We start from the raw sequence: 12,942 nt of genomic DNA, 5'->3' as shown, positions 1-12,942 counted from the left end.
TCCCACTCAAACGAGCTAAACACCAAACGCAACGATGCGAAGTGAATGCCGGGCCGTTTACACAAGAAATGGCCAAAAGGCCTGATCGCTCCTTTGAACTCTAGCGGGGTGCGCCTGCCATTCACTCGCCCATCCAGCCGTTTGTTCAGCCCTGAGACAGGCGCAAACGATGAGGCGCAGCAGGCGGCATTCTTGAGCGCTGCGCGAGGCCGGTGCTACCATGCGCAACCGCCAGTATCGGCAAGGAATCACCTGGTTTATGAGCACTATCCGCGAGCGCAACAAAGAACTGATCCTGCGTGCCGCCAGTGAAGAGTTTGCCGACAAAGGCTTCGCTGCGACCAAAACCAGTGACATCGCGGCCAAGGCGGGGTTGCCCAAGCCCAACGTCTATTACTACTTCAAATCCAAGGAAAACCTCTACCGTGAGGTCCTGGAAAGCATCATCGAGCCGATTCTCCAGGCCTCGACGCCGTTCAACGCCGACGGCGTGCCGAGCGAAGTACTCAGCGGCTACATTCGTTCGAAGATTCGCATCTCCCGCGACCTGCCGTTCGCGTCCAAGGTGTTTGCCAGCGAGATCATGCACGGTGCGCCGCACCTGAGCGCCGACCTGGTCGAACAGCTCAACGCCCAAGCCAAGCACAACATCGACTGCATCCAGACCTGGATCGATCGCGGCCAGATCGCCCCGATCGAGCCCAACCACCTGATGTTCAGCATCTGGGCCGCGACCCAGACCTACGCCGACTTCGACTGGCAGATCTCCGCCGTCACCGGCAAGGCCAAGCTGGATGAAAGCGACTACGAAGCCGCGGCGCAGACCATTATTCGGTTGGTGCTCAAGGGCTGCGAGCCGGACAGGTAGACCGCAGCGCGCCCATCGCGAGCAGGCTCGCTCCCACATTGGATCTGTAGTGTTCACAAGCCCCCTGTGGGAGCGAGCCTGCTCGCGATGGGGGCAACTCGATATTCGGTCAACCCCAGATAGCATCCCACAGCGGATAATCGCCCAGTCGCTCGACCAACCCTGCCCGCAGTGGGTTTGCCACAATGTACCGAGCCAGCTTTACGAGATCGTCCTCGCGGCGCAGCGCACGATCATGAAAGCCTTTCTGCCAAAGGCTGACCTTACGACCGGTGGACAGGTTCACCGCTTTAGTACTCAATGATTTGGTCCTTTGCATCAGTCCACTCAGCGACCCCTGCTGCAACTCGATCAACCAATGAAAGTGATCCGGCATGACAACCCAGGCCAATGAGTTAGCACAGCTTTGGTCTTGCGCGGCGCGAAACTGTGCGACAACTAATCTACCCAAGACAAAGTCGTTGAAAACAGGCTCTCTACCAAGCGTGTTGGCAGTCAGAAGGTAAATTCGGTTGGGCTCGGCATACCGGCCAATGCGCAAGCGATGTGAAGCGGGTAAATCAGGCATTTCCTTGCCCCTTTCATGATCAAGTCATGAAGAAGGCTAGACCTGTGAATGCCGGATGGTAGGGTAGACCTTTAGCTGGATGTGTCTGGTAGATAGTCATCGCGAGCAGGCTCGCTCCCACAGGGGATTTGTCAACACAGGAGATCCAATGTGAGAGCGGGCTTGCTCGCGAAGGCGATGGTTCAGGCGCTGAAGATCAAGCCGTCACCCCCGCATCCGCCCGCAACCCCTGGTCTTCGATGGCGCTGATCGCACATTGCTCGTCGATGTCCGAGGTGTCGCCACTGATGCCGATGGCCCCCAGCACAGCCCCGTCCTGATCACGAATCAGCACCCCACCCGGTGCGGGTACCACGCTGCCCTGCCCCAGGCTGTTCAATGCCGCGATAAACGCCGGGCGCTGTTGCGCGTCCAGTGCCAATAGCCGCGAGCCCTTGCCCAGCGCGATCGCGCCCCAGGCTTTACCGATAGCGATTTGCGGACGAAGCAGGCTGGCGCCGTCTTCGCGTTGCAAGCTCAACAAATGCCCACCCGCATCGAGTACTGCAATGGTCAGCGGTGCCGCGGCGATCTTGCGCCCCGCAACGATGGCCCGATTGGTCAGGCTGACTGCGACTTTCAAGGTTAAAGCGCTCATGGTGCCGTCCTTATCTTGTTATGGGAAAGCCTTTGGGGTTCTGTTTGTTGAGAAGCCCGATGCAACAAATAGAACACAATGAATTATTTTTTTGTATACAATAATTCTCATAATTCGGCTCATGCGACGAAACGCCACAGTGTTTATGGCCCTCCGACGAATGAAACAGCCGCTTGAGAAAATGGATTGACCTGCGCCGTCCGCCGTGAATACACTCTGCGCAAAGCCACTTGTATACAATTACAAAACGTAAAGAGGCACAAAACCATGAGCAAAATGAGAGCAATCGAAGCCGCCGTTCTGGTGATGCGCCGTGAAGGGGTTGATACCGCTTTTGGCATTCCGGGCGCTGCAATCAACCCGCTGTACTCCGCTCTGCAAAAGGTCGGCGGCATTGATCACGTCCTCGCTCGCCACGTTGAAGGCGCCTCGCACATGGCTGAGGGTTACACCCGCACCAAGGCCGGCAACATCGGCGTGTGCATCGGCACCTCCGGCCCGGCCGGTACCGACATGGTCACAGGGCTCTACAGCGCCTCGGCCGACTCGATCCCGATTCTTTGCATCACCGGCCAGGCACCCCGCGCCCGTATGCACAAGGAAGACTTCCAGGCCGTCGACATCACCAGCATCGTCAAGCCGGTGACCAAGTGGGCGACCACGGTTCTGGAGCCGGGCCAGGTGCCTTACGCGTTCCAGAAAGCCTTCTATGAAATGCGCTCCGGCCGTCCAGGCCCGGTACTGATCGACCTGCCGTTCGACGTGCAGATGGCCGARATCGAATTCGACATCGACGCCTACGAACCACTGCCACTGGCCAAGCCAGCGGCAACCCGCAGGCAAGTCGAGAAAGCCCTGGCCATGCTCGATCAGGCTGAACGTCCATTGCTGGTAGCCGGCGGCGGCATCATCAACGCCGATGCCAGCGACCTGCTGGTGGAATTCGCCGAGCTGACCGGTATTCCGGTTATCCCGACCCTGATGGGCTGGGGCACGATCCCGGACGATCACCCGCTGATGGTCGGTATGGTTGGCCTGCAGACTTCGCACCGTTACGGCAACGCGACGATGCTCAAGTCCGACGTGGTGCTGGGTGTGGGTAACCGTTGGGCCAACCGTCACACCGGTTCGGTCGACGTCTACACCGAAGGCCGCAAATTCATCCACGTCGACATCGAGCCGACCCAGATCGGCCGCGTGTTCACCCCGGACCAGGGCATCGTTTCCGACGCCGGCCTGGCACTGAAAATGTTCATCGAAGTGGCCCGCGAGTGGAAAGCCGCCGGCAAACTGAAGGACCGCAGCGCCTGGCTGCAAGACTGCCAGCAGCGCAAGGCCAGCCTGCACCGCAAGACTCACTTCGACAACGTGCCGGTCAAACCGCAGCGCGTGTACGAAGAGATGAACCAGGTGTTCGGCAAAGACACCTGCTACGTCAGCACCATCGGTCTGTCGCAGATTGCCGGCGCGCAGTTCCTGCACGTCTACAAACCGCGTCACTGGATCAACTGCGGTCAGGCCGGCCCTCTGGGCTGGACCATTCCGGCAGCGCTGGGCGTGGTCAAGGCCGATCCGAGCCGCAAGGTCGTGGCACTCTCGGGCGACTATGACTTCCAGTTCATGATCGAAGAACTGGCGGTGGGCGCGCAGTTCAAACTGCCGTACATCCACGTTGTGGTGAACAACTCGTACCTGGGTCTGATCCGTCAGGCGCAGCGCGGTTTCGACATGGACTACTGTGTGCAATTGTCCTTCGACAATCTCAACGCACCGGAGCTCAATGGTTACGGGGTGGACCACGTAGCCGTTGCCGAAGGCCTGGGTTGCAAGGCGTTGCGAGTGTTCGAACCGGCGGGCATCGCCCCTGCCCTGCGCAAGGCCGAGGAGCTGATCGAGGAGTTCAAGGTTCCGGTGATCGTCGAGATTATCCTGGAGCGCGTGACCAACATTTCCATGGGCACCGAGATCAACGCCGTCAACGAATTCGAAGACCTGGCGCTGGTCGGCAGCGACGCACCGACGGCGATTTCGTTGCTGGATTAAGAATGACTTGTCACCTGTAGCAGCTGCCGAGGCACGAGGCTGCGTTGCGTGTCCGCAGGACCGCCGTCGGGGGCCGCTTCGCAGCCCAACGCAGCCTCGTGCCTCGGCAGCTGCTACAGGCACATATTTTTTACAGGAGACCACCATGCCGCGTTTCGCAGCCAACCTGTCCATGCTGTTTACCGAGCAGGATTTTCTTGCCCGCTTCGAAGCGGCCGCCAAAGCCGGCTTCAGCGGTGTCGAATACCTGTTCCCTTACGATTTCAGCTCCGCCGATATCAAGGCTCAACTGGATGCCAACGGTCTGACCCAAGTGCTGTTCAACCTGCCGGCCGGTGACTGGGCCAAAGGTGAACGCGGGATCGCCTGCCATCCGGATCGCGTGGAAGAGTTCCGTGCCGGTGTCGATCTGGCGATCGCTTATGCACAGGTCCTGGGTAACACCCAAGTCAACTGCCTGGCCGGTATCCGCCCACAAGGCGTCGACGACGCCACCGTGGAAAAGACCTTTGTCGCCAACCTCAAATATGCCGCCGACAAGCTGCAAGCGGTGGGCATCAAACTGGTGATGGAAGCCATCAATACCCGCGACATCCCGGGCTTCTACCTGAACAACACCGCCCAGGCACTGTCGATTCGCGAACAAGTGGGCAGTGCCAACCTGTTCCTGCAGTACGACATCTACCACATGCAAATCATGGAGGGTGACCTGGCCCGCACCATGGCCACGCACCTGGAAGAGATCAACCACATTCAACTGGCCGACAATCCGGGCCGCAACGAGCCGGGTACCGGTGAAATCAACTACCGCTTCCTGTTCGAACACCTGGACCGCATCGGTTACCAGGGCTGGATCGGTTGTGAATACAAGCCGCTGACCACCACGGAAGCGGGCCTTGGCTGGTTGAAAACCCACAACGCAATCTAAAGCGAAACCTGTGGGAGCGAGCCTGCTCGCAGTAGCGGCGTAACAGGCTACAGAGATGTCGAATGTTATGGCCACATCGCGAGCAGGCTCGCTCCCACATAAAGCAGCGCTCCCCAATTTGCTTGAAGCAGCAATAAAAACAAGAGGATTTTCTCATGGCTAAAATCGGATTTATCGGCACCGGCATCATGGGCCACCCAATGGCGTTGAACCTGCAGAAAGCCGGTCACAGCCTGTTCCTGTCGGCGCACCACGACCCTGCTCCGGCTGACCTGGTCGCCGCTGGGGCGGTCGCCCTGGCGAGCCCGAAAGAAGTCGCTCAGGAAGCCGAATTCATCATCATCATGGTGCCGGATACCCCGCAGGTCGATGACGTGCTGTTCCGTGCCGACGGCGTCGCCGCCGGTGTTGGCAAAGGTAAAGTGGTCATCGACATGAGTTCGATCTCGCCGACCGCGACCAAAGCCTTCGCGGCGAAGATCAACGACAAAGGCGCGCAATACCTCGACGCTCCGGTGTCCGGTGGTGAAGTCGGCGCCAAGGCCGCGACCCTGAGCATCATGGTCGGTGGCGACAGCGATGCGTTCGAACGTGCGCTGCCACTGTTCCAGAGCATGGGCAAGAACATCACCCTGGTCGGCGGCAATGGCGACGGTCAAACCGCCAAAGTGGCGAACCAGATCATCGTGGCGCTGAACATCCAGGCCGTGGCCGAAGCGCTGCTGTTCGCCTCGAAGAACGGTGCCGATCCCGCCAAGGTCCGTGAAGCGTTGATGGGCGGTTTCGCCTCCTCGAAGATCCTTGAAGTACACGGCGAGCGCATGATCAAAGGCACCTTCGATCCAGGCTTCCGCATCAGCCTGCATCAGAAGGACCTCAACCTGGCACTGGCCGGTGCGCGCGAGCTGGGCATCAACCTGCCCAATACCGCAGGCACCCAGCAAGTGTTCAGCACCTGCGCGGCCCTCGGCGGCAGCAACTGGGACCACTCGGCGCTGATCAAGGGTCTGGAACACATGGCGAACTTCTCGATTCGCGATAAATAAACCCAGCACAAAACCTGTGGGAGCGAGCCTGCTCGCGATGAAGTCACCGCGGATACGCCTGAAACACCGTGGTGCCTGAATCGCGAGCAGGCTCGCTCCCACAGGGAACCGAGTTGCCCTCCAAATAACAAGAATTCCGGGAGCCCGCCATGTCGGTCGATCCGCAACAATTCCTGCGCGAGCTGTTTGCCACAGCCATCGACGCGGCCCATCCGCAGCATGTCCTCGAAGCCCATTTACCGAAAGATCGCAGCGGTCGGGTGATCGTCATTGGTGCCGGCAAAGCCGCCGCAGCCATGGCCCAGGTGGTCGAGCGCTGCTGGCAGGGCGAAGTGTCTGGCCTGGTGGTCACCCGCTATGGTCACGGCGCCCCTTGCGAAAAAATCGAAGTGGTCGAAGCCGCCCACCCGGTGCCTGATGCAGCCGGTCTGGCCGTGGCCAAACGGGTGCTGGAGCTGGTCAGTAACCTGAGCGCAGACGACCGGGTAATCTTCCTGCTCTCGGGCGGTGGTTCGGCTTTGCTGGCCTTGCCCGCAGCCGGCATCACTCTGGCCGACAAACAGGCAATCAACAAAGCCCTGCTCAAATCCGGCGCAACCATCAGCGAGATGAACTGCGTGCGCAAGCACCTCTCGGCGATCAAGGGCGGCCGTCTCGGTAAAGCCTGCTGGCCAGCGACGGTTTACACCTACGCGATTTCCGATGTCCCGGGCGACCTCGCCACCGTGATCGCTTCCGGCCCGACAGTGGCCGATCCGAGCACTTCGGCCGAAGCCCTGGCGATCCTCAAGCGCTACGCCATCGAGGTTCCGCCGTCGGTACGCAGCTGGTTGCAAAGCCCTGAATCGGAAACCGTAAAACCGGATGATCCGAGCCTTGCTCGCAGCCATTTCCAGTTGATCGCCCGCCCCCAGCAATCCCTGGAAGCGGCAGCGGTGAAAGCCCGCCAGGCCGGTTTCAGCCCGTTGATCCTCGGTGATCTGGAAGGCGAATCCCGCGAAGTGGCGAAAGTCCATGCCGGCATCGCGCGCCAAGTGGTGCTGCACGGTCAGCCGTTGGCGGCGCCCTGCGTGATTCTCTCCGGCGGCGAAACCACCGTCACCGTCCGCGGCAATGGTCGAGGCGGACGCAACGCCGAGTTCCTGCTGAGCCTGACCGACAGCCTCAAAGGCCTGCCCGGCGTCTACGCGCTGGCCGGTGATACCGATGGCATCGACGGCTCCGAAGACAACGCTGGCGCGATCATGACCCCGGACAGCTACGCCCGCGCTGCCGCCCTGGGCTTGAGCGCCAGCGACGAGTTGGACAACAACAATGGCTATGGCTATTTCGCCGCGCTCGACGGGCTGATCGTCACCGAGCCGACACGTACCAACGTCAACGACTTCCGCGCCATCCTGATCCTCGAGAGCCCTGAACATGACGCCTGACAAAAAGGTCAAAATCCTCGCCACCCTCGGCCCCGCGACCGACGGCATTGATGACATCCGCGAGCTGGTCGAAGCCGGCGTAAACATCTTTCGCCTGAACTTCAGCCACGGCGATCACGCCGACCACGCCAAGCGTTACCAGTGGATTCGTGAAGTCGAGCGCCAGCTCAATTACCCGCTGGGCATTCTGATGGACCTGCAAGGTCCGAAGCTGCGGGTCGGCCAATTTGCCGAGGGCAAGGTGCAATTGGTGCGCGGTCAGGCCCTGCGCCTGGATCTCGACACCACGCCGGGTGACGAGCGTCGGGTCAACCTGCCGCACCCGGAAATCATCGCCGCGCTGGAACCCGGCATGGACCTGTTGCTGGACGACGGCAAACTGCGTTTGCGGGTGGTGACCAAGTACGCCGATGCCATCGACACCACGGTGCTCAATGGCGGCGAGCTGTCGGACCGCAAAGGCGTCAACGTGCCGCAAGCGGTGCTCGACCTCAGCCCGCTGACCGCCAAGGATCGTCGCGACCTGAGTTTCGGTCTGGAGCTGGGTGTCGATTGGGTCGCGCTGTCATTTGTGCAGCGCCCTGAAGACATTCGTGAAGCGCGCGCGCTGATCGGCAACAAAGCCTTCTTGATGGCGAAAATCGAGAAGCCGTCGGCCGTTGAACAACTACGCGAAATCGCCGAACTGAGCGACGCGATCATGGTTGCCCGTGGCGATCTGGGTGTGGAAGTGCCGGCCGAGAGCGTGCCGCAGATCCAGAAAGACATCATCAGCACCTGCCGTCAGCTCGGCAAACCGGTGGTGGTGGCGACCCAGATGCTTGAGTCGATGCGCTTCTCCCCGGCGCCGACCCGTGCCGAAGTCACCGACGTCGCCAACGCCGTGGCCGAAGGGGCTGACGCGGTGATGCTGTCGGCGGAAACCGCTTCTGGCGATTACCCGCTCGAAGCGGTGCAGATGATGAGCAAGATCATCCGCCAGGTTGAAAGCGGTCCGGATTACCAGGCGCAACTGGATGTCAGCCGGCCAAAAGCCGAAGCCACGACCTCGGACGCCATCAGCTGCGCGATCCGCCGGATCAGCAACATCCTGCCGGTAGCGGTGCTGGTGAACTACAGCGAGTCCGGCAGTTCGAGTTTGCGTGCGGCGCGGGAGCGGCCAGCAGTGCCGATCCTCAACCTGACGCCGAACCTTTCAACCGCGCGGCGCTTGAGCGTAGCGTGGGGCGTCCACTCGGTGGTCAACGACCGTTTGCGGCAGGTCGACGAGGTGTGCTCCACCGCGCTGGAAATCGCCCAGGCGCAAGGCATGGCCAAGCGTGGCGACACGTTGCTGATCACTGCGGGCGTGCCTTTCGGTCAGCCGGGATCCACTAACTCCCTGCGTATCGAGACGTTGATTTAGCGCCTGTTCCGGCCTCATCGCGAGCAAGCTCGCTCCCACATGGGTTTTGTGTTGCCACAGATCCAATGACTGAACGCAGATTCAGGGTGGGAGCGAGCCTGCTCGCGATGCAGGCGACACGTTTCCCCAGATACACCACAGACCCCCATCATGCCTGCCAACCACTTCAACACCCACTGCCCCGACTGGGCCACTGCCCTGCTCAACGGCTTCAGTCAGATTTTCCTCCAGCGCCATCCGCTGTGCGGTCTGCTGTGCCTGTTGGCCATCCTGTTTACTGCTCCAACGTTATTCGGCGGTGCCCTCCTGGGTGGCGTGGCCGGCTTGCTCACCGCGCAACGTCGCGGCTACGCCAAGGCTGATCGCCAAGCCGGGCTCTTCAGCTACAACGGCGTCTTGCTCGGCCTCTTGTTGAGCCTGCAATTTCGTTGGTCGGCCATGCTGCCGCCACTGATCCTCGCCAGCGGTGGACTGAGTGCGATCGTCACCCAGCAATGGCTCAAGCGCACTCGCGACCAGCATTTTCTGCCCGCCTACACCGCACCTTTCGTGGGGTTGGGCTGGATACTGCTGAGCGTTGCTGCCGCGCCTCATTCGGCACCTGCGCCACTGCCGGAACTCGACGCCCTGAGCCTGTTCGGCGCCGAGTTCAAAGGCCTGGGCCAAGTCATCTTCCTCGACCATCCCCTGGCGGGTGTGTTGATCGCCGCCGGGTTGCTGCTTGCCAATCGCCGCGCCGCGCTCTGGGCACTGACGGGTTCCGCCGCGGGTCTGCTCTGCGCCTTGTGGCTGAACGAGACTCCCGGCGCATTGCTCGGCCTGCATGGCTACAACCCGGCACTGGCCGCCCTCGCCCTCAGTCAACAATCCCGCCAACCCTGGCTGCCGCTGCTGGGCATCGCACTGGCGATCCTCCTCACACCGGCGTTCGCTGCCATGGGGTTGGCGACCTTGACCGCGCCGTTCATTCTCGCCTGCTGGTTGCTGCGCTCGGGTATTCGCCTGCTGCGCCAAGCAGCCACAGACGGTGCGCCTTGCCAAACCTCGGAGAATCAACCTAGGCTGCGCTGATTTATGGCCAAGGCGATTTGAATGGACAGCAACGACACGTGGCGCAAGCGCCTGTACGTGATGATTTTCCATACCGACACGGTGGCCGGGCGGCGCTTCGATAAAACGCTGCTGCTGATCATCCTTGCCAGCCTGGTGGTGGTGATCCTTGACAGCATTGATGACGTTCATCAGAACTTCGCCAACACCCTGGCGTACATCGAGTGGGGCTTTACCCTGATCTTCCTGGTCGAGTACATGTTGCGCTTGTACTGCTCGCCCAGGCCGCTGCGTTACGCCTTCAGTTTTTACGGGCTGGTGGATTTGCTGGCGATTGTTCCAGGCATCCTTGCGCTGTATTACAGCGACGCGCAGTACCTGCTGATCATCCGGATCATCCGTATGCTGCGGATCTTTCGCGTGCTCAAACTGCTCCCCTACCTGAAGCAGGCCCATTACCTGCTCGACGCCCTGCGGGGCAGCAAACAGAAAATCATCGTATTCCTGCTCAGCGTCTGCACGCTGGTAACGGTGTTCGGCACACTGATGTATGTAGTCGAAGGCCCGGAGCATGGCTTTACCAGCATTCCCAAAGGGATCTATTGGGCGATCGTCACCCTGACCACCGTCGGCTACGGCGACATCGTGCCCAGGACTGCGCTTGGGCAGGTTATCTCGGCGATGGTGATGATCACCGGTTACTCGATCATCGCTGTCCCCACCGGGATTTTTACCGCCGAACTGGCCAACGCCATGCGCGGCGAACAGTTGCAACATGACTGCCCGGTGTGCCGCAAAAATCAGCATGAACACAGCGCGGCATTTTGCTCACGCTGCGGTAACGCACTGTTCAAGAAAATAGAATAAGCACAGTGCTTTTTAATCTTTAAAGGGATATGTGGCCCCGGCTATAGTCGACGGCAAATCGCCTTCATCTCGAACAAAAGGAATGTGCAGTGAAAAAGATCTTTGCCGCCTCACTTCTGGCCGCTGGCCTGACCCTCGCCAACGTGGCCCAGGCCGCACCGACCCTGCTCAACGTGTCCTATGACGTGATGCGTGATTTCTACAAGGACTACAACACTGCCTTCCAGAAACACTGGCAAGCCGAGCACAACGAAAACATCACCTTGCAGATGTCCTTCGGCGGCTCCAGCAAACAGGCCCGTTCCGTGATCGATGGCCTGCCGGCTGACGTCATTACCATGAACATGGCGACCGATATCAACGCCCTGGTCGACAACGGCAAACTGGTCCCGGACAACTGGGTAACTCGCCTGCCGGACCACAGCGCGCCGTTCACTTCCGCCACCGTGTTTATCGTACGCAAGGGCAACCCGAAAGCCCTGAAAGACTGGCCCGACCTGCTCAAGGACGGCGTGCAAGTGATCGTGCCGAACCCGAAAACCTCGGGCAACGGCCGCTACACCTATTTGTCGGCCTGGGGTTACGTGCTGAAAAACGGTGGTGACGAGAACAAGGCCAAGGCCTTCGTCGGCAAGCTGTTCAAACAAGCCCCGGTACTCGACACCGGCGGCCGCGCCGCCACCACCACCTTCATGACCAACCAGATCGGCGACGTGCTGGTGACCTTCGAGAACGAAGCGGAAATGATCGCCCGTGAATTCGGCCGCGACCAGTTCGAAGTCATCTACCCAAGCGTCTCCGCCGAAGCCGAGCCGCCGGTGAGCGTGGTCGACAAGGTCGTCGACAAGAAAGGCACCCGCGCTGCCGCCGAGGAATATCTGAAGTACCTGTGGTCCCCGGAAGGCCAGGAAATCGCCGCCGCCAACTACCTGCGTCCGCGTGACCCGGCCGTTTTGGCCAAGTACACCGACCGTTTCCCGAAAGTCGACTTCCTGTCGGTAGAAAAAACCTTCGGCGACTGGCGCAGTGTGCAGAAAACCCACTTCAACGATGGCGGGGTTTTCGATCAGATTTACAACGGGCAGTAAGCGCTGGACCAGCAATGAAAAAGGCGACCTCAGTAGTCGCCTTTTTCATACCCGCCGGTAACTCACATCGGCGGCGCCACGCCATCCTTGCCGGCCGAAATCGATTGCGCCGTCAGGGTACCGTCAGCGCTTTGGGTAGCGAACAACACGACCTTGACCCCGACTTTGAGCAGGCTGCGGTCAGCCGGTGTCAGGTTGACGATCGGCACATCTTCCGGCACAAGGATGGTCTGCCGGCCGCCCTTGTAATTGACAGTCAGGACTCGGCCATTGCTGACCACCAGATCCGCGACGATGCCATTAGTCATGCTACTGCCCTTGACCAGATCGAACGGACGGTGGCCGTCGCCGGTTCCGGCCATTTCAGGTGGAAACACATGCACTTCCAGTGCCTTGAGCGTGCCATCGTCTTGCGGTATTGCCGCTGAGCCAATATAGCTGCCGGGCTTGATGTCTTCGATGTTGGCCGGGGTTACGGCGCGAACCTGGGTATCCTTGGTCAACTGGATGACCACGTTCTCGCCCGTGTTGGCGTGCACCTTCAAGACCTCTTCGGACACCCCGGTGATTTCACCGCGCACGCCGATACGCATACCCGGTGCCTCCTCGGCCAGAGCAGCAGTGGCGATCAGCACGCTGCCCAGGGAAATCAGGCCAATGTTGCGTATCAGGCTACCAAACATCGTTTTCATGGGACCGTTTTCCACTGATGAAACGTTGAAAAATGACTGATACCAGAGGGCTCGACCACCCACACAAATCATAGGCGCTACGGAGCAAGATGAAAGTTTTGCGGGCACCGTCCCATTGACCGCCTCGCAACGCGCTCTAACACAACACCCACTGCAAGACACAACTGGGCGCAATCGAGTAGGAGGCGGCTTCACAACCGCCGTCCTCTCACACCACCGTACGTACGGTTCCGTATACGGCGGTTCAGGTTATGCGATTAAGCCGGTTTATCGTATCCAGTATTGAGACCAGCCCGAGTCGATCCCATAGCTTCTTCGGT

General features: G+C 60.2%; 12 protein-coding genes and 1 pseudogene. 9 read left to right on the top strand and 4 right to left on the bottom strand.

Annotated elements, in window-relative coordinates:
- Positions 1 to 259: 259 nt before the first annotated feature.
- Positions 260 to 868, top strand: a complete 609-nt coding sequence (locus AC1DHT_RS08015; protein ID WP_103319032.1) for a TetR/AcrR family transcriptional regulator — start codon at positions 260 to 262, stop codon at positions 866 to 868.
- Positions 869 to 977: 109 nt separating this feature from the next.
- On the opposite strand, the gene AC1DHT_RS08010 is transcribed toward AC1DHT_RS08015, so the two are convergent.
- Both AC1DHT_RS08010 and AC1DHT_RS08005 read right to left on the bottom strand, forming a co-directional pair.
- The gene (locus AC1DHT_RS08010) at positions 978 to 1,436 is read right to left on the bottom strand and encodes an REP-associated tyrosine transposase (RefSeq protein ID WP_427547049.1); all 459 of its coding nucleotides are present in this window, start codon (positions 1,434 to 1,436) and stop codon (positions 978 to 980) included.
- Between the two features lie 196 nt (positions 1,437 to 1,632).
- Positions 1,633 to 2,073: a GlcG/HbpS family heme-binding protein gene (locus AC1DHT_RS08005; protein ID WP_427547047.1), complete on the bottom strand. Its 441-nt coding sequence runs from the start codon at positions 2,071 to 2,073 to the stop codon at positions 1,633 to 1,635.
- 267 nt (positions 2,074 to 2,340) lie between these two features.
- Between AC1DHT_RS08005 and gcl the strand changes: the two genes are divergently transcribed.
- The 8 genes from gcl (at position 2,341) to AC1DHT_RS07965 (ending at position 11,930) form a co-directional block, all read left to right on the top strand.
- The gene (gene gcl, locus AC1DHT_RS08000; RefSeq protein WP_442114718.1) at positions 2,341 to 4,116 is read left to right on the top strand and encodes a glyoxylate carboligase; all 1,776 of its coding nucleotides are present in this window, start codon (positions 2,341 to 2,343) and stop codon (positions 4,114 to 4,116) included.
- Between the two features lie 145 nt (positions 4,117 to 4,261).
- Positions 4,262 to 5,044: a hydroxypyruvate isomerase gene (gene hyi, locus AC1DHT_RS07995; protein WP_054593439.1), complete on the top strand. Its 783-nt coding sequence runs from the start codon at positions 4,262 to 4,264 to the stop codon at positions 5,042 to 5,044.
- A gap of 155 nt (positions 5,045 to 5,199) precedes the next feature.
- On the top strand, positions 5,200 to 6,090 hold the full coding sequence (locus AC1DHT_RS07990) for a 2-hydroxy-3-oxopropionate reductase (protein ID WP_427547137.1): 891 nt from the start codon (positions 5,200 to 5,202) through the stop codon (positions 6,088 to 6,090).
- 149 nt (positions 6,091 to 6,239) lie between these two features.
- The gene (locus tag AC1DHT_RS07985) at positions 6,240 to 7,520 is read left to right on the top strand and encodes a glycerate kinase type-2 family protein (RefSeq protein WP_427547139.1); all 1,281 of its coding nucleotides are present in this window, start codon (positions 6,240 to 6,242) and stop codon (positions 7,518 to 7,520) included.
- Positions 7,510 to 8,925 (top strand): pyruvate kinase, encoded by a 1,416-nt coding sequence (gene pyk, locus AC1DHT_RS07980; RefSeq protein ID WP_427547142.1) that lies wholly within the window; start codon positions 7,510 to 7,512, stop codon positions 8,923 to 8,925. The genes AC1DHT_RS07985 and pyk overlap by 11 nt, the downstream gene beginning before the upstream one ends.
- Positions 8,926 to 9,075: 150 nt before the next feature.
- On the top strand, positions 9,076 to 9,996 hold the full coding sequence (locus AC1DHT_RS07975) for an urea transporter (protein WP_427547145.1): 921 nt from the start codon (positions 9,076 to 9,078) through the stop codon (positions 9,994 to 9,996).
- Between the two features lie 21 nt (positions 9,997 to 10,017).
- Complete coding sequence (locus AC1DHT_RS07970) at positions 10,018 to 10,842, top strand: ion transporter (protein ID WP_427547148.1); 825 nt, start codon at positions 10,018 to 10,020, stop codon at positions 10,840 to 10,842.
- A gap of 89 nt (positions 10,843 to 10,931) precedes the next feature.
- Positions 10,932 to 11,930, top strand: coding sequence for a sulfate ABC transporter substrate-binding protein (locus AC1DHT_RS07965; protein WP_427547151.1), 999 nt, complete (start codon positions 10,932 to 10,934; stop codon positions 11,928 to 11,930).
- Between the two features lie 62 nt (positions 11,931 to 11,992).
- Here the strand turns inward: AC1DHT_RS07965 and AC1DHT_RS07960 are convergent, their stop codons facing one another.
- Complete coding sequence (locus AC1DHT_RS07960; RefSeq protein ID WP_427547154.1) at positions 11,993 to 12,622, bottom strand: hypothetical protein; 630 nt, start codon at positions 12,620 to 12,622, stop codon at positions 11,993 to 11,995.
- Between the two features lie 244 nt (positions 12,623 to 12,866).
- Positions 12,867 to 12,942: pseudogene (locus AC1DHT_RS07955) on the bottom strand (group II intron maturase-specific domain-containing protein); the annotation flags it as partial.

It is taken from the genome of Pseudomonas sp. 05N432, assembly GCF_056396945.1.
This window is presented reverse-complemented; position numbering and strand designations above follow the sequence as displayed.